The following is a 15,615-nucleotide window of genomic DNA, read 5'->3' as shown; positions in this document are numbered from 1 at the left end:
AACATCGATGACTTTTAGTAGCTTATTGGACAAGCTTCCTGGCCTAAACTCCCTACCCAGCTTCAGCACACTCTTTGCTGAAATTAATGCGGATATGGGCGATAGCGATATATGGTTTTTATTATTTCTAACGTGTTTAATGCTGACATTCCATGGTTTAAGCGTTTTATCAATCGCCGGTATCTTTCATTGGATTGACCAAAAACTTGAAAATAAACGTGTCTATGGAGCTAACTTTGTATCGTATTTCGTTGCCATTTTATTGATTATTGTTATTCACTTGCTTGAAATTATTGCCTGGGCCTATATTTGTTTAGGATTGCAAGTATTCCCGACCAACCTCCAAACCTTGTATTTTGCCGGCGAGATGTACACAACCGTTGGCTATGGTGAATATGTTCTTACTGAACGCTGGAGAATTCTCCCCATTATTATTTCTTTCTCCGGAATCTTTGCCGTATCGATGTCTGGGGCTGCGCTATACACCATGATGGGCGCTTTATTGGGTAGATCAAACCAAAATCCTAGATCAGGCTCTGGGTTCTAAATTGGATTGCTGTAGCTGTAGCCCTAGCCTTAGTTAACTAGCCTAGATTTATCAATGGGTGCCCTTTGCTTGAATACGAGTTCTAAGATGCGTCCATTGGATTCTAGTGAGCGCATTCTGCCGGGGAGCCAATCCAAGTCTCTCGCTAGCCATATATCGACCTGACGCTTATAAGGACTGCTTTCGCGTTGCATCAAAGCGTAATGGCGATTAATCCCTTTACCTAGGCTTGGAATATCTTCTGATTCTTTCTCGCCGTAACTTTTAAATTGCCACATCTCGAGAGTGTCATAGTCAACTACAGGAATGCTTCGAATACTGCCAGCCTCATCAATCTTGTCGCTGCCATTGAGTAAGGAGGCTAGTTGAAAAAGTAAGCTAAATCGATCTTGGGTGCCTGGAAGTAGATCCGGCGTGAACTCAGGCTTTTCCGAGAAGTACATCTTCCCTGCTCCACTCTGGTCACGATCAAAGCGAGAATAGCGCGGTGGTTTTGTACCCCGCTGTGTCCAGTAAATGGATGGCGCTATGCCATAGGCATCGACAGTGCCTCTAGATTCAAAAACAAACGGGCCGACGATGGCGTAAGGTATGTTGATATACAAACGGTAATTATTGCCCTCCGTAATCCAATCCAGTTGAGCAGCTTGAATGAGTTGCCCATCGACATAAGCATCAAAATAATACGTACCGGACTCAGGAAGGCGAAATGCTTGCCCAGACTGATTGCCTAATGCGCCCTGCTCTCCTTTCCCCTGATCTGCCAAAGGGTCGGCTGATACGGCGTTAGTTTGCTTGGGCGACGCATTTTTCTTTGGTGCCGTAGTTAGTTGTATTTTCTTAGGTGGCTCAACGCGTAGCTCTGTTTTGATGATGAGATCTTCGGCAATGGGGGGCGCACTACCAAAAGAGAGGAATGGAAACCCAAAGAATAAAATCAGATGTCCAAAAAGTGATAGAAAAATTGCAGCAATCAGAATCCACAGAGATTTTCTGGGTACAAATTGAAACCGATTGCCGATTACATCCATCAAGAAATTAATGCTCGATAAAGTCGATTACTGCAGAAAGATGGTTGGCATAGTCAGAAATTCCGTGATCGCCACCGTCGAGAATAAGTTGTTTGGCGCCAGGGTAAAAAGCTACCATTTCCTTCCAATCCAAAAGCTCGTCACCTTTTGCGGCAATTAAAAAATAGCGCTTGGGATCAGTAATTGAATCTACCTGTAAGGCACGTAATTCATCGATGTATTCAGCCTTAAAATCAAAGGGCTCTTCGCTGTCATAGGTAGTCATCATGCCAACATGAGGCTCTAATTCTCTAGCGGCGAATACGGCAGGATTAAGGGCAATCCCTTTGCAATGATATTTTTCGGCAAGATAGTTTGCATAGAAACCGCCTAAGGAGGATCCGACGATCACCATGTGTTCAACTTTGGCTAGATCAATATGCTTGACCACCATCTCCAAGCTTTCTTTTGGAGATGCAAGCAATTGAGGGCAATACCACTCATAAGAATGGTCTTGCGAAGAAAGAGCCCTCACCGCTTCCCCAGTCATTACTGCCTTGGTTGAGTTTGGTGAAGACCGAAAGCCATGCAAATAAACAACCAAGGTTACTGCCATACTTCTTCCTCTAGCTTTTTTGACCTATTTCAAAATTAGCCATTTTTTCTAATGCTTTGACCATAGCAGAATGATCCCATGATTTTCCACCATGCGCTGCACAGGAATTAAATAATTCTTGTGCACTAGCGGTATTAGGCAAACTAACGCCCAGAGCCTTAGCACTGCTGAGGGCCAAACTTAAATCTTTTTGGTGAAGTTCAATCCTAAAGCCAGGATCAAAGGTACGATTAATCATGCGCTCACCATGAACTTCAAGTATTTTTGAGCTGGCAAAGCCGCCCATTAAGGCTTGTCTAACTTTTGCCGGATCGGCGCCTGCCTTAGAGGCAAACACCAAGGCCTCTGCAACGGCTTCGATATTGAGGGCAACAATAATTTGATTGGCTACTTTAGTAACTTGGCCGGCACCATTATCACCAACTAAGGTGATATTTTTTCCCATCAAATCAAATACAGGTTTGACTTTGTCAAAGATAGCTTGCTTGCCACCAACCATGATGGTGAGGCTTGCACCCTTTGCGCCTAATTGGCCACCAGATACAGGGGCATCTAGATATTCGCAACCCAGATCATTAATGCGCTTTGCAAAATCTTTTGTGGAAATGGGAGAGATTGAGCTCATATCAACTACGATCTTGCCTTTGTTAAGACCTGAAGCAATACCCTTATCTCCAAAAAGAACTTTCTCTACATCAGGAGTATCTGGAACCATCGTAATAATGATCTCTGCCTTAGTCGCAACTTCCGCTGGGGAAGCACAGAGAACGGCTGCAGTTTTAGCTAACTCATCTGGAACTTTGCTGCGGGTATTGATAAACAGCTCATGACCTGCTGCGATCAAATGCCCTACCATTGGCGTACCCATAATGCCCAAACCCACAAAGCCTATTTTTAATTTACTCATGATTCATTCCTAAATTATTATTTATTGATATGTAGCTCAACTGATATTACTGCTCGTATTGACCCATCCAATGTAGGCCAGCCTCAGTAGTTTTCAAAGGTTTATATTCACAACCGATGTAACCTGTATATCGAAGGCGAGTTAATAAATCAAATAAGTAGCCGTAGTTAATTTCCCCGGTACCAGGCTCATTACGACCTGGATTATCCGCTAACTGAATATGCGCTATTCGAGCAAAGTATTTTTGAATCGTATTAGCTAACTCACCTTCCATGCGCTGGGCATGGTAGATGTCGTATTGCAAAAATGCATTATCAGCAGCAACTGCATCCAGTATCGCAATGCCTTGGGCAGTTTTAGAAAGATAGAAGCCGGGAATATCAAAGGTATTGATTGGCTCAATCAACAGTTTTAATCCAGACTTCTTCAGCTCAGCAGCGGCAAACTGTAGATTGCTGACAAAGGTGTCATGAACCAAAGCTGGATCTACACCCTCAGGAGTCTTTCCTGCTAAGCAGTTGAGTTGAGGTACGCCCAAAATACTGGCGTACTCAATCGCCTTGGCAACTCCGGAACGAAACTCAGCAACACGGTCTGGGTGACATGCGATACCTCTTTCCCCCGCGTCCCAATCTCCAGCTGGCAAGTTGTGTAATACCAACTTTAAGGCATTGTTATCTAAAGCAGATTTGATTTCACTAGCTTCAAAAGCATAAGGAAATAGAAATTCAACGGCTTTGAAACCACCAATCTTGGCTAGCGCAAAACGCTCCAAAAATGGTTTTTCGTTGAACAACATAGTGAGGTTGGCTGCAAACTTGGGCATTCCTATTCCTTAATAACAATCAAATTGGATGATACAGGGCTAAATTCAGGGCAATGAATCGATTACTCAAGAAGACCGGCAGCCACTAATCCCTCTGTTCCAGCAGGATGACGGCAATCAATATCTTCAAATTCATTGATATTGTTAATCTCGGTTCCCATCGCAATATTGGTGATTTTTTCTAAAATGATCTCCACTACTACGGGAACACGGTGCTCCTTAGCCATCTTTTGTGCCTCAATCAATGCAGCACTGATTTTATTTGGATCTGAAACTCGGATAGCTTTGCAACCAAGCCCTTCAACGACTTGAACGTGATCAACTCCATAGCCCTTCAGGTTTTGATCGTCCACGTTGATATTGTCAAAGGCCAGTTGTACGCAGTAATCCATCTCAAAGCCACGCTGTGCTTGACGGATTAATCCTAGATAACTGTTATTTACTAAGACCATGACTAACGGCAAGTTAAATTGTGCGCCAACTGCTAATTCCTCAATTAAGAATTGGAAGTCGTAATCACCAGCAAGTCCAACTACAGTCTTTGTTGTATCAGATGCCAATACACCTAATGCAGCTGGAATTGTCCAGCCAAGGGGACCAGCTTGACCACAGTTGATCCATTGACGAGCACCATAGATATGTAAGAATTGTCCACCCGCAATTTGCGATAGGCCAATAGTCGATACATACACGGTATCACGCCCAAATACGGAATTCATCTCTTGATAGACACGTTGTGGCTTGATAGGTACATTATCAAAGTTAGTTTTACGGTGCATCAAGCTCTTACGCTCCTGGCAGCGCTCAACCCACTCACTGTAGTTAGAGAGCTTGCCTTTTGCTTTCCATTCTTTCGCAACTTCTACAAATAACTCTAGCGCCGCTTTTGCGTCCGAAACGATTCCGTAATCGGGATTAAATACGCGACCAATTTGCGTTGGCTCAATATCAACGTGAATAAACTGACGATCTTTGCAATACACATCGATTGATCCTGTATGACGGTTAGCCCAGCGGTTGCCGATACCTAAAACAAGATCACTAGCTAGCATGGTGGCATTACCATAACGGTGCGAGGTTTGAAGACCAACCATGCCCGCCATCAGTGGATGATCATCCGGAATAGTGCCCCAGCCCATGAGGGTTGGAATCACGGGAATGCCAGTCAATTCTGCAAACTCTACTAATAGTGCATCTGCATCAGCATTAATAATTCCACCGCCAGCAACAATTAATGGCTTTTTGGCTGACATCAACATTTCCAGCGCTTTTTCAATCTGCTTGCGGCTAGCTGCTGGTTTGTATACCGGCAATGGCTCATAGGTATCGATATCAAATTCAATTTCAGCTAATTGAACATCAATCGGCAAGTCAATTAATACAGGACCGGGACGGCCTGAACGCATCACATGAAATGCCTGCTGGAAGACGCGCGGCACTAAGCCAGGCTCTCGAACTGTTACAGACATCTTCGTTACCGGCTTGGAAATTGTTTCGATATCAACAGCCTGAAAGTCTTCTTTATAAAGGCGGGCACGTGGAGCTTGTCCAGTAATGCAGAGAATGGGAATAGAGTCAGCACTTGCCGAATACAGCCCAGTAATCATGTCCGTACCAGCTGGTCCGGAAGTTCCGATACAAACGCCAATATTGCCTGCCTTAGCTCTTGTATAGCCTTCAGCCATGTGCGAAGCGCCTTCAACATGTCGAGCTAGGATGTGAGTAATCGACTGACGCTCACGCAACTGGGCGTAAAGTGGATTAATAGCTGCTCCGGGAACACCAAATGCAGTGGTGATGCCCTCTTTTTCCATTACAAGAACTGCTGCCATTGCGGCTTTCATTTTGGCCATGATGTTTACCTCGCTGTTTAAGAATGGTTACATCATCACCACTTCAGAGCTAAATGAGAATCCCATCTGCCATCATATGAGCTATTCCAAAATGGAATACCCAAACCAAATCCAGTTAGAATTCATAAATGGATCGAATTCAGGGAATCGCCCTTTTTGTTAGAGTCGTAGAAACCGGCTCATTTAGCAAGGCTGCAGCCAGTCTGGGCATTACTCAGCCTACTGCAACCAAACATATCGCTTTTTTAGAAAAACGTCTCGGTTCCCTTTTATTGCATCGCAGCACAAGAGGGGTCACCCCAACGGAGATTGGGGAGATCTACTATGAAAAATGCAAGATCATTTCAAGAGAGCTTGAGGAGGCAGACAATCTAGCTGCACTATTGCAAGGCGAGACGCAGGGTAAATTGATCATTAGCTCTTCAGTTGCCTTCGGACGACGTATCTTGACTCCGCTAGTGCTGCAATTTATGAATCAAAACCCAAAACTAGAGGTACATCTCAGTCTTGAGGATCAATATGTCAATCTGGTTGAAAGTGGCGTTGATCTTGCAATCCGCATGGGTCGCCTCGCAGACTCGTCTTTGGGCTCACGTTATTTAGGTTTAAATCCTTGGGTTTTGGTAGCCAGCCCAGAGTACTTAAGGCAGCACGGCACTCCAAATCATCCAGAGGATTTGGTGGCACATCAGGCCTTAATCTATAGCTCAGTTCAAGATAATCACCGCTGGCACTTTAGTGGGGGTGATGGTGAAACCATATCAATACCCGTTAAAGGCCCGCTGTATTCCAATAACCTATCTGCTTTGCTAGCTGCAACCATCGGGAACATGGGCTTAGCTACCATCCCTTGGTATGTCGCTTATCACTCTATCAATAAGGGCACCTTACAGCCCATACTGACTGATTGGAGCTTGCCCTCCCAAGAAATTCACGCGGTATTTTCTTCACCCCGTTTGGTGCCAGGTAAGGTGAGTCAGTGCATCGACTGGTTGCAATGCCACTTTTCTGGCAACTGGTGGGAGCGACTTTAAGCTAAGCGCTCTCAGGTAATTCATCTGTGGTCATGCCAAAAGAATTTGGCAATTGAAAATACGCTAATATCGTTATAGATACTTAATAATAAGGAAAGTTATGAAAATTAAAATCGCCCAAATTACCCTAGTAGCCGCCACATTATTGACTTCCCCAGCATTGGTAATGGCACAGGCGCCAGCTGCGAATGCTGTAGTGGTGGACGCAGCAGTTACTGACAATATTTTTCAACTGTACGAAGGTACTGTAACGAAGATTGATAAGAAAACACGCACGATTTTCTTCAAAAATAATGATGGTGAATCCAAGTTTATTGCTGGCCCTGAAATTAAGAGTTTTGATCAGATAAAAGTAGGTGACCGACTCAATGTGACCTATGAACTTGCCGTTGCAATTGAGTTGATTAAGACCAAAAGCGATGGTATTCGTAGTAAGGTGGAAACTGCTTCTGAGGTAACTTCTAAGCCTGGTGAAAAACCAACTCGCACCATCACAAACACTACGACCATTATTGCGGACATCATCGCTGTTGATCGTCCCAAAAAATTGGTCTCAGTTAAAGGTCCAAGTGGCAAAGTTACTGTTGTTACCGTAAAAAACCCGCAATTGCTAGCAGATGTTAATGTTGGTGAGCAGGTTCGAGTGATTTACTTTGACGCAATGGCCGCTTCGATTACGCCTCCAAAGAAGAAGTAATTTAAAAAAGTCTGCATTAACAGCAAGGATTTCATTTGAGCATTCGTATCTGTTTAATTCTTGCATTTGTCTTTTTACTATCGGCGTGCGCCAACACAACCCGCTCAGGAGCGGTTGGCGTTAACCGATCACAATTCATGATGGCTTCGTCAGAAGAGGTTAATCGTATCTCTGCGGTAAGTTATAACGAGCAGAATCAAAAGGCAAAAGAGAAAAATATCCTGGTCACCACTGGACCTACGTATGATCGATTAAAGTTCATAGCCAATAGATTAATCCCGCAGACCGAAGCATTCCGAGATGACACCAAGCAATGGGATTGGCGGCTTACACTTATTGATGCACCCGTTCTGAATGCTACTTGTGCCCCCGGCGGCAAGATCACTTTCTACACCGGAATTATTGAGCAGCTGAATTTAAATGATGATGAAATTGCTGCCATCATGGGTCATGAAATCGCTCATGCCTTAAGGGAGCATGGTCGGGAGCGCGTATCCCAAGCGACCGCACAAAATGTATTGGTAAATATTGCTATGGCAGTAGCTGGTCCTTATGGTTCCGCAGTGAGCGCAGCAAACCAAGTTGCCCAATACGCAATTGTTTTGCCAAACTCTAGAGAGAATGAATCGGAAGCGGATGCAATTGGATTGGAGCTTGCGGCAAGAGCGGGATATAACCCCATGGGCGCAATTAGTGTTTGGCAAAAAATGTTGAAGGCAACCAAAGGCAAAAGTTCTCCAGAGTTCTTGTCCACCCACCCTTCTGGCGAAACCCGAATAGAACAACTCACTGCGCTCATGCCGGCAGTAGAGCCCTTGTATAAAGCGGCACCAAAACCACCGCCCATGAAAAAGCTTTAAAAAAGATGAGGTAGAAATAAAAAAAGCCCCTTATGCAGGGGCTTTCTAAACTAACTTGGCGGAGCGGACGGGACTCGAACCCGCGACCCTCGGCGTGACAGGCCGATATTCTAACCAACTGAACTACCGCTCCAATTACAACGAATGCTACTTGTGTCACTTCTTACTACTCACAACTAGCCAAAATTTTGGCGTCCCCAGGGGGATTCGAACCCCCGTACTCACCGTGAAAGGGTGATGTCCTAGGCCTCTAGACGATGGGGACCTGGACTACTACTAAAACTAATGCTGCCATTCTAAATGCTTGGTGGAGATAAGCGGGATCGAACCGCTGACCTCTTGCATGCCATGCAAGCGCTCTCCCAGCTGAGCTATACCCCCGTAATCTCGTTCAAACCCTACAAGACACTCAAAACAATCCAAGATTTTATCCTATTTTTGTAGGAGGAGGCAAGTTCTGGTTTAGACCACCTTAGAAAGCCTTGCTACCGCCTCATTCTTACCGATTACTAGCAAGACGGAGTCAATGGCCGGCGTCTGTGTAGTTGCAAACAAAGCGTAACGCACTGGCATTGCTAATGCTGGCATTTTGATCTGATGCTTGGCTAATACTTCTTTAAAGGCTGCCCCGTAAGCTGCTTTTGTATGCTCAGCAGATTGAATGGCTTTAATCAAATCCTTCATAGCAGGAATGATTTCAGTGGGAATATTTTCTGCAATTTGCTCACTGTTATGAGCGGGTGCCGGCAAATAGAACAGCTTGGCACCTTCCGCAATTTCAATCAGCGTATTAGCACGATCTTTTAGTAGAGCAACTACTTGCACAAAGTCCGGACCATTTTCTGTATCGATGCCAAGTTCATGTGCGAATGGTTTAGTCGCCTCTGCCAAATCTGCAGGATCTGCGTTCTGAATATATTGATGATTTAGCCAGAGTAGTTTTTCTGGATTATGTTGTGCCGGTGATCGACCAAGACTGCCTAAGTCAAACCAATTGACGAATTGCTCTTTAGTAAAAATCTCTGCATCGCCATGTGACCAACCTAATCTAGCTAGGTAATTCAGAATAGCTTCAGGTAAGTAGCCTGCTTTTTGATAATCACGCACACTCATAGCTCCATTACGCTTACTCATTTTTTCACCAGAGTCGTTCAGGACCGTTGGTAGATGCGCATATACCGGTGGAGTACCGCCGAGCGCCTTCATGATGTTAATTTGGCGTGGCGTGTTGTTGACATGGTCATCGCCACGAATTACATGGGTGATGTTCATGTCGAGGTCATCAACTACAACACAGAAGTTATAGGTTGGTGTGCCATCAGGACGGGCAATGACTAAATCATCCAACTCATCATTGCTAATTTCGATCTTGCCCTTAACCGCATCTTCCCAAATCACGGATCCGCCAATAGGATTTTTAAACCGAATCACTGGTAGAACACCATCCGGTATTGCTGGCAGAGTTTTGCCCGGCTCAGGTCGCCATTGGCCGTTATAGCGCGGCTTTTCTTTATTGGCCATTTGTTGGTCGCGAAGCTTATTGAGCTCTTCTTCGCTCATGTAGCAAGGGTAAGCTAGGCCAGCATCGAGCATCTGCTTAATAACCGCACGATAACGATCAATACGTTGCATTTGATAAATTGGACCTTCATCTAAATCCAGGCCAAGCCATGCCATACCTTCAATAATGACGTCGACAGCTTCTTGTGTGGAGCGCTCTACATCGGTATCCTCTATGCGCAAAATAAAGTCGCCTTGGTTATGGCGAGCAAAGGCCCACGGATATAAAGCGCTGCGAAGGTTGCCCAAGTGAATAAAGCCCGTTGGACTGGGGGCGAAACGTGTTCTTATATGCATAAACAGCATTATCTCAGGTCGGCTTTAGATTTGATCATTTGGCACTCTGATCACCAAAAAAGTGGATACTTTCACTTATGAACGAATTACTTGTATTTATGTGTGATGGCGCCCCGGTCCGCGGTGAAATTGTTTCTATTAGTACCGCCTGGCAGGCCGTATTAGAGCGTCGTAATGATCCTCCCGTAGTCAGGCGAATCTTAGGTGATTTTGTGGGTGCAGCGACCCTGTTGAGTGCCAGCCTCAAATTTGATGGGACCTTGATTATTCAAGCTCAAAGCAAAGGACCTATTCAGCTTCTCGTGGTGGAATGCAAGTCCGACCTAACGATGCGAGCTACTGTAAAGCTATCTGTAGACCCTGCTAGCATTGATCCCAATGCCACCCTAGGTGAATTACTGGATGCGAACAATACTGGGCGCCTAGTAATCACTCTAGATCCATCAGACCGTCAACCTGGTCAACCGCCCTACCAAGGTATCGTAGCCCTTCAAGAACATCGCGGCACTGTCATTAAGCCTGTTACCAGCGCTGCCGAGGCTATTGCTCTGTACATGCAAAACTCAGAACAATTGGATACCCGAATCTGGCTAGCATCCAATGACACCCATGTTGGCGGATTACTATTGCAGCGATTACCCGATTCGGGGGGCCATGCCCATCTTGATCCTCAACTTGCAGCTGAAGGTTGGACCAGAATTCAGACCCTGGGTGAAACGATTACCAATGAAGAATTGCTCACGCTTTCGCCGGACACCATTCTTCGCCGTCTATTCTTAGAAGAGTCAACAGAAAGCGGTGTCCGAAGTTTCCCGCCTCGCCCTATTCGGTTTAGCTGCCGCTGTTCACGCACCAAGGTCGCTGATATTCTGAGAATGCTAGGCGAAGAGGAGGTTGAAAGCATTCTTGCAGAGCAAGGCGCCGTAGAAACCGAATGCGATTTTTGCGCCAAAGCCTATCGCTTTGATGCGGTTGATTGTAGGCAGGTCTTTAAAACAGATTTATTGGCAGATGCTACAAGACCACCATCAAGCGGGCATTAAACGATTTTATAGCTCAGTTACTGCTTCGTTGTTGTTGGCTTTAGGCCATCAGCAGCATTGGATGTAGATTTTTCAGAAGGCAGGATTTGAACAAAGAACTCTCCCTCTTTCAGCATGCCGTGCTCAACACGAGCCCGCTCTTCAATCGCGCGGCTACCCTCTTTTAAATCCTTAACGTCGCCAGTGAGCTTAGCATTACGCAAGCTGAGCAGACTGTTTTTAGCTTGCTGCAACTCAAGCTGCTTTTCCATCTCGTAAACCTTTAGCCATCCACCCTTACCCAACCAAAGTGGGTATTGTATTGCGATCAGCAATAGCAGCATCGAGTAGATGACAAGGCGCATGAGCTAGCTAGTTTGTGACTAGCGTTTCAGGTTATAGAAAACTGACTTACCTGGATAAGTAGCAACATCACCCAAGTCTTCTTCTATGCGTAACAACTGGTTATATTTAGCAATTCGATCAGAGCGAGACAAAGAGCCGGTCTTGATTTGGCCAGCATTCGTACCAACGGCAATATCAGCAATGGTGCTGTCTTCTGTTTCACCGGAGCGATGAGAAATGACTGCTGTGTAATTGGCACGCTTAGCCATTTCAATCGCAGCAAAGGTCTCAGTTAAGGTGCCAATTTGGTTGATCTTGATCAAGATGGAGTTAGCAATACCTTTCTCAATACCTTCCTTGAGAATGCGAGTATTAGTAACGAAGAGATCATCGCCAACCAACTGGATCTTCTTGCCTAATTTTTGAGTAATGTCCGCCCATCCATCCCAATCACTCTCATGCATACCATCCTCAATTGATACGATTGGAAATTGATCAGTCAAGTTACCAAGATAGTCTGAGAATTCGCTTGAGCTTAGTTGTAAACCCTCTCCAGATAGGTGGTACTTACCATCTTTATAGAATTCACTAGCAGCGCAATCCAAAGCTAACAAGACATCTTCACCAGCTTGATAACCAGCACCTTCAATTGCCTTCATGATAGTTTGTAAGCACTCTTGATTGCTCTTGAAATTAGGTGCAAAGCCACCCTCATCTCCAACAGTTGTTGGCATACCTTGAGCACCCAGAATCTTTTTCAATTCATGGAAGATTTCAGCGCCGCAGCGGAGAGCTTCACGGAAGCTTTGCGCCCCTACTGGCATCACCATGAATTCCTGAATATCTAGACTGTTATTTGCGTGAGCGCCACCATTGACAATATTCATCATTGGGACAGGCAATTGCATGCCGCCTGATCCACCAAAGTAGCGATACAAGGGTAAGCCAGCCTCCTCTGCAGCAGCGCGTGCTACGGCCATAGAAACAGCTAAGGTTGCGTTAGCACCTAAGCGTGCTTTGTTATGCGTTCCATCTAATTCGATCAAGGTGTGATCAAGGAACGCTTGTTCGCTAGCATCCAGACCGAGGATAGATTCAGCGATCTCGATATTAATATTTTGTACGGCTTTGAGAACGCCCTTACCTAAATAGCGTGCTTGATCTCCGTCACGCAGCTCAATAGCTTCACGTGAACCAGTCGATGCCCCTGAAGGCACGGCTGCACGACCCATCACACCTGACTCAAGCAATACATCGCATTCAACAGTGGGATTGCCGCGTGAATCTAAAACTTCTCTACCGATGATGTCAACAATGGCGCTCATGCACCTTCTCCTAAATTAAATGAATATGGGGACCTACTTAAAGCTGTCTTCTAAAAATGAACCGGGCTTTTTCACAACAGAGTCAATTGCAACTAAAGACTCAAGTAATTCTTTCATGCGGTTTAAAGGCACAGCATTTGGTCCATCAGATAGTGCCTTAGCTGGATCTGGGTGTGTCTCCATAAATAAGCCGCTGATACCGACTGCAACAGCAGCACGAGCTAGCACGGGAACAAATTCACGCTGGCCACCACTCGCATTGCCTTGACCACCAGGAAGTTGCACCGAGTGGGTCGCATCAAATACAACAGGTGCTTTTGCTTCACGCAAAATAGCCAAACTACGCATATCAGAAACTAAGTTGTTGTAGCCAAATGAAGCGCCACGCTCGCAAACCATAAATTGATCTGGAAGATTGACCTCTTTAGCGGCAGCACGTGCTTTATCAATCACGTTAAGCATTTCATGAGGGGATAAAAATTGACCCTTCTTGAAGTTCACTGGCTTGCCACTTTGAGCGCAAGCTCGAATGAAATCCGTTTGTCTGCACAAGAAAGCTGGCGTTTGAAGCACATCCACTACATTTGATACCGGCGCTATTTCGCTGATGTCATGAATGTCCGTCAATACCGGCACACCAATCTCGCGCTTCACGCGAGCCAGAATCTCCAGACCCTTTTCCATACCCAAGCCACGAAAAGAAGTCCCAGAAGAGCGATTGGCTTTATCAAAGGAAGACTTGTAGATAAATGGAATGCTGAGAGCAGCAGTAATCTCTTTGAGCTCACCTGCGATATCTAAGGCTGATTGCTCAGACTCAATGACGCAAGGACCCGCAATCAAAAAGAAGCGCTGGTCTATGCCAACATCAAAACCACATAACTTAAATGCGCTCATGTATTTCTCCTAGGCAACTTGTTTTTCGGTTGCAGCTTGATGAACTAATGATGCATTAATAAATGCGGAAAATAATGGATGCCCATCACGTGGAGTCGAAGTGAACTCTGGATGGAACTGCACACCAAAGAACCAAGGATGCATAGAGCTAGGCAATTCCATCATTTCGGGCAAAGACTCATTTGGAGTTCTGGCAGAAATAATTAAGCCGGACTTCTCTAGACGAGGAACGTAAATATTATTTACTTCATAGCGATGTCGATGACGTTCATTTACTTCAGCACCATAGATCTTGTGAGCCAGAGTGCCGGCCTTGACGGGGCAACGCTGGGAACCTAAGCGCATGGTTCCACCTAGATCAGAATCATTGCTACGTTTCTCAACTCGACCTTCTCGATCAACCCACTCTGTAATCAAGGCAACAACTGGATTCTCGGTCTCTGGGTCAAACTCAGTACTGTTAGCATGAGTAATGTTAGCCACATGGCGCGCAAATTCGATCACAGCTAACTGCATGCCTAAGCAAATGCCTAGGTATGGAACATTATTTTCACGGGCATAACGAATGGCAGCAATCTTTCCTTCGGTACCGCGCTTACCAAATCCACCTGGAACTAAGATTGCATCTAAATATTGCAGACAATCAACACCATCTTTTTCAATTACTTCAGAATCAATGTAATTAATGTTAACGCGAGTGTGATTATGAATTCCGGCGTGACGTAAAGCTTCAATCAATGATTTATATGACTCTGTTAACTCAACATACTTGCCAACCATGCCAATGGTGACTTCGTGTTGTGGGTTAGCAAGTTCGTAAACTAGATTTGCCCAAACGGATAGGTCTGCTGGTTTAGCTTGAATATCTAATTCGCGACAAATCAAGTCATCCATACCTTGCGCTTGCAGCATCTCTGGAATCTTATAGATAGTATCAACATCCCAAACTGAGATTACGGCCTCTTCACGTACATTTGAAAACAGAGAAATTTTTGCGCGCTCATCTTCCGGAATTGGGCGATCTGCACGGCACAACAGTACCGTCGGCATGATGCCGATTTCACGCAGTTTTTGTACTGAGTGCTGGGTGGGTTTTGTCTTCAATTCTCCTGCACTGGCAATATAAGGAACCAATGTAAGGTGAACAAATGCGCAACTGTGCTTTGGCAGGCGAATACTCATTTGCCGAGCAGCTTCTAAAAATGGTAATGATTCGATGTCACCAACGGTTCCACCGATCTCACAAATCGCAATGTCGGCCTGACCATCGTGACTTGCCTTTGCACCACGCTCTACAAACGCCTGTATCTCATTTGTAATATGGGGAATTACCTGGACAGTTTTACCTAGGTACTCACCACGCCGTTCTTTACTTATTACAGACTCATAGATCTGACCAGTTGTGAAGTTATTACTCTTGCGCATTTTCGCGGAAACGAAGCGCTCATAATGGCCAAGATCGAGGTCTGTTTCAGCTCCATCTTCAGTAACAAAAACTTCACCATGCTGAAGCGGGCTCATGGTCCCCGGGTCAACGTTGATATAAGGGTCTAATTTTAGGAGGGTGACTTTCAGGCCGCGGGATTCGAGAATCGCGGCAAGCGAGGCAGCTGCAATTCCTTTCCCTAAAGAAGAAACCACACCACCAGTGACAAAAACGTATTTGGTCATCGCTTAAGCTCTGTTGGAAAAAGTAATTATAACGATAGCGACTGAGTCATTAAAAATTCTTCGGCAACTCAATGATCAAATGGTTTGATGTCATTTATTTAGACAAGTGCAAGCTTTTAGGCTTATATTTGTGCAATTTGGAATCAAC

At 45.1% G+C, this 15,615-nt stretch carries 15 protein-coding genes and 3 tRNA genes; 5 read left to right on the top strand and 13 right to left on the bottom strand.

Translation table 11 applies throughout. The features are described 5' to 3' along the window. Nucleotides 1-7 precede the first annotated feature (7 nt). A complete protein-coding gene (locus ICN26_RS07370; protein WP_216267835.1) occupies nucleotides 8-547 on the top strand; it encodes an ion channel in 540 nt (179 codons plus the stop codon). A 29-nt stretch (nucleotides 548-576) separates the two neighbouring features. Here ICN26_RS07370 and ICN26_RS07365 read toward each other — a convergent pair whose 3' ends face one another. The 5 genes from ICN26_RS07365 to gcl all read right to left on the bottom strand — a co-directional run bounded on the left by ICN26_RS07365 (nucleotide 577) and on the right by gcl (nucleotide 5,759). Continuing rightward, nucleotides 577-1,578, bottom strand: a complete 1,002-nt coding sequence (locus ICN26_RS07365; RefSeq protein ID WP_216267834.1) for a DUF3108 domain-containing protein — start codon at nucleotides 1,576-1,578, stop codon at nucleotides 577-579. A 7-nt stretch (nucleotides 1,579-1,585) separates the two neighbouring features. Next, nucleotides 1,586-2,173: a YqiA/YcfP family alpha/beta fold hydrolase gene (locus tag ICN26_RS07360; protein ID WP_216267833.1), complete on the bottom strand. Its 588-nt coding sequence runs from the start codon at nucleotides 2,171-2,173 to the stop codon at nucleotides 1,586-1,588. Between the two features lie 10 nt (nucleotides 2,174-2,183). Further along, nucleotides 2,184-3,080 (bottom strand): 2-hydroxy-3-oxopropionate reductase, encoded by an 897-nt coding sequence (glxR, locus tag ICN26_RS07355; RefSeq protein WP_216267832.1) that lies wholly within the window; start codon nucleotides 3,078-3,080, stop codon nucleotides 2,184-2,186. Between the two features lie 46 nt (nucleotides 3,081-3,126). Next, nucleotides 3,127-3,906 (bottom strand): hydroxypyruvate isomerase, encoded by a 780-nt coding sequence (gene hyi / locus ICN26_RS07350; RefSeq protein WP_216267831.1) that lies wholly within the window; start codon nucleotides 3,904-3,906, stop codon nucleotides 3,127-3,129. Nucleotides 3,907-3,968: 62 nt separating this feature from the next. Continuing rightward, nucleotides 3,969-5,759 (bottom strand): glyoxylate carboligase, encoded by a 1,791-nt coding sequence (gene gcl, locus ICN26_RS07345; protein WP_216267830.1) that lies wholly within the window; start codon nucleotides 5,757-5,759, stop codon nucleotides 3,969-3,971. Nucleotides 5,760-5,887: 128 nt separating this feature from the next. On the opposite strand from gcl, the gene ICN26_RS07340 reads away from it, so the two are divergent. The 3 genes from ICN26_RS07340 to ICN26_RS07330 all read left to right on the top strand — a co-directional run bounded on the left by ICN26_RS07340 (nucleotide 5,888) and on the right by ICN26_RS07330 (nucleotide 8,350). Continuing rightward, on the top strand, nucleotides 5,888-6,793 hold the full coding sequence (locus ICN26_RS07340; RefSeq protein WP_216267829.1) for a LysR family transcriptional regulator: 906 nt from the start codon (nucleotides 5,888-5,890) through the stop codon (nucleotides 6,791-6,793). 100 nt (nucleotides 6,794-6,893) lie between these two features. After that, entirely contained in the window at nucleotides 6,894-7,490 is a 597-nt protein-coding gene (locus ICN26_RS07335; RefSeq protein WP_216267828.1) for a hypothetical protein, read from the top strand. A 35-nt stretch (nucleotides 7,491-7,525) separates the two neighbouring features. Next, the gene (locus ICN26_RS07330; protein ID WP_255534431.1) at nucleotides 7,526-8,350 is read left to right on the top strand and encodes a M48 family metallopeptidase; all 825 of its coding nucleotides are present in this window, start codon (nucleotides 7,526-7,528) and stop codon (nucleotides 8,348-8,350) included. A 56-nt stretch (nucleotides 8,351-8,406) separates the two neighbouring features. Here ICN26_RS07330 and ICN26_RS07325 read toward each other — a convergent pair. The 4 genes from ICN26_RS07325 to gltX form a co-directional block, all read right to left on the bottom strand. Then, nucleotides 8,407-8,483 (bottom strand) — tRNA-Asp (locus tag ICN26_RS07325). A 56-nt stretch (nucleotides 8,484-8,539) separates the two neighbouring features. Beyond that, nucleotides 8,540-8,615: transfer RNA gene (locus ICN26_RS07320), tRNA-Glu, on the bottom strand. Nucleotides 8,616-8,655: 40 nt separating this feature from the next. Then, a tRNA-Ala gene (locus ICN26_RS07315) sits at nucleotides 8,656-8,731 on the bottom strand. A gap of 81 nt (nucleotides 8,732-8,812) precedes the next feature. After that, on the bottom strand, nucleotides 8,813-10,216 hold the full coding sequence (gene gltX, locus ICN26_RS07310) for a glutamate--tRNA ligase (protein ID WP_216267827.1): 1,404 nt from the start codon (nucleotides 10,214-10,216) through the stop codon (nucleotides 8,813-8,815). Between the two features lie 68 nt (nucleotides 10,217-10,284). On the opposite strand from gltX, the gene hslO reads away from it, so the two are divergent. Further along, nucleotides 10,285-11,250, top strand: a complete 966-nt coding sequence (gene hslO / locus ICN26_RS07305; protein ID WP_216267826.1) for an Hsp33 family molecular chaperone HslO — start codon at nucleotides 10,285-10,287, stop codon at nucleotides 11,248-11,250. A 17-nt stretch (nucleotides 11,251-11,267) separates the two neighbouring features. Here hslO and ftsB read toward each other — a convergent pair whose 3' ends face one another. The 4 genes from ftsB to pyrG are packed head-to-tail and all read right to left on the bottom strand — an operon-like array spanning nucleotide 11,268 to nucleotide 15,467. Beyond that, nucleotides 11,268-11,594, bottom strand: coding sequence for a cell division protein FtsB (ftsB, locus tag ICN26_RS07300; protein ID WP_216267825.1), 327 nt, complete (start codon nucleotides 11,592-11,594; stop codon nucleotides 11,268-11,270). Between the two features lie 18 nt (nucleotides 11,595-11,612). Further along, the gene (gene eno, locus ICN26_RS07295) at nucleotides 11,613-12,899 is read right to left on the bottom strand and encodes a phosphopyruvate hydratase (protein ID WP_216267824.1); all 1,287 of its coding nucleotides are present in this window, start codon (nucleotides 12,897-12,899) and stop codon (nucleotides 11,613-11,615) included. Nucleotides 12,900-12,932: 33 nt separating this feature from the next. Beyond that, complete coding sequence (gene kdsA, locus ICN26_RS07290) at nucleotides 12,933-13,796, bottom strand: 3-deoxy-8-phosphooctulonate synthase (RefSeq protein ID WP_216267823.1); 864 nt, start codon at nucleotides 13,794-13,796, stop codon at nucleotides 12,933-12,935. Between the two features lie 9 nt (nucleotides 13,797-13,805). Continuing rightward, a complete protein-coding gene (gene pyrG / locus ICN26_RS07285; RefSeq protein ID WP_216267822.1) occupies nucleotides 13,806-15,467 on the bottom strand; it encodes a CTP synthase in 1,662 nt (553 codons plus the stop codon). Between the last annotated feature and the right edge of the window lie 148 nt (nucleotides 15,468-15,615).

This window comes from Polynucleobacter hallstattensis, from assembly GCF_018881835.1.
GTDB lineage: Bacteria > Pseudomonadota > Gammaproteobacteria > Burkholderiales > Burkholderiaceae > Polynucleobacter > Polynucleobacter hallstattensis.
The sequence above is the reverse complement of the archived record's forward strand: the minus strand, read 5'-3'. Positions and strand labels throughout refer to the sequence as shown.

Coding starts and splice junctions, on each gene's coding strand:
- ICN26_RS07370 (WP_216267835.1), top strand. CDS start 8: ATGACTTTTAGTAGCTTATTGGACAAGCTTCCTGGCCTAAACTCCCTA.
- hslO (WP_216267826.1), top strand. CDS start 10,285: ATGAACGAATTACTTGTATTTATGTGTGATGGCGCCCCGGTCCGCGGT.
- hyi (WP_216267831.1), bottom strand. CDS start 3,906: ATGCCCAAGTTTGCAGCCAACCTCACTATGTTGTTCAACGAAAAACCA.
- gltX (WP_216267827.1), bottom strand. CDS start 10,216: ATGCTGTTTATGCATATAAGAACACGTTTCGCCCCCAGTCCAACGGGC.
- gcl (WP_216267830.1), bottom strand. CDS start 5,759: ATGGCCAAAATGAAAGCCGCAATGGCAGCAGTTCTTGTAATGGAAAAA.
- kdsA (WP_216267823.1), bottom strand. CDS start 13,796: ATGAGCGCATTTAAGTTATGTGGTTTTGATGTTGGCATAGACCAGCGC.
- glxR (WP_216267832.1), bottom strand. CDS start 3,080: ATGAGTAAATTAAAAATAGGCTTTGTGGGTTTGGGCATTATGGGTACG.
- ICN26_RS07340 (WP_216267829.1), top strand. CDS start 5,888: ATGGATCGAATTCAGGGAATCGCCCTTTTTGTTAGAGTCGTAGAAACC.
- ICN26_RS07360 (WP_216267833.1), bottom strand. CDS start 2,173: ATGGCAGTAACCTTGGTTGTTTATTTGCATGGCTTTCGGTCTTCACCA.
- ICN26_RS07365 (WP_216267834.1), bottom strand. CDS start 1,578: ATGGATGTAATCGGCAATCGGTTTCAATTTGTACCCAGAAAATCTCTG.
- ftsB (WP_216267825.1), bottom strand. CDS start 11,594: ATGCGCCTTGTCATCTACTCGATGCTGCTATTGCTGATCGCAATACAA.
- ICN26_RS07335 (WP_216267828.1), top strand. CDS start 6,894: ATGAAAATTAAAATCGCCCAAATTACCCTAGTAGCCGCCACATTATTG.
- eno (WP_216267824.1), bottom strand. CDS start 12,899: ATGAGCGCCATTGTTGACATCATCGGTAGAGAAGTTTTAGATTCACGC.
- pyrG (WP_216267822.1), bottom strand. CDS start 15,467: ATGACCAAATACGTTTTTGTCACTGGTGGTGTGGTTTCTTCTTTAGGG.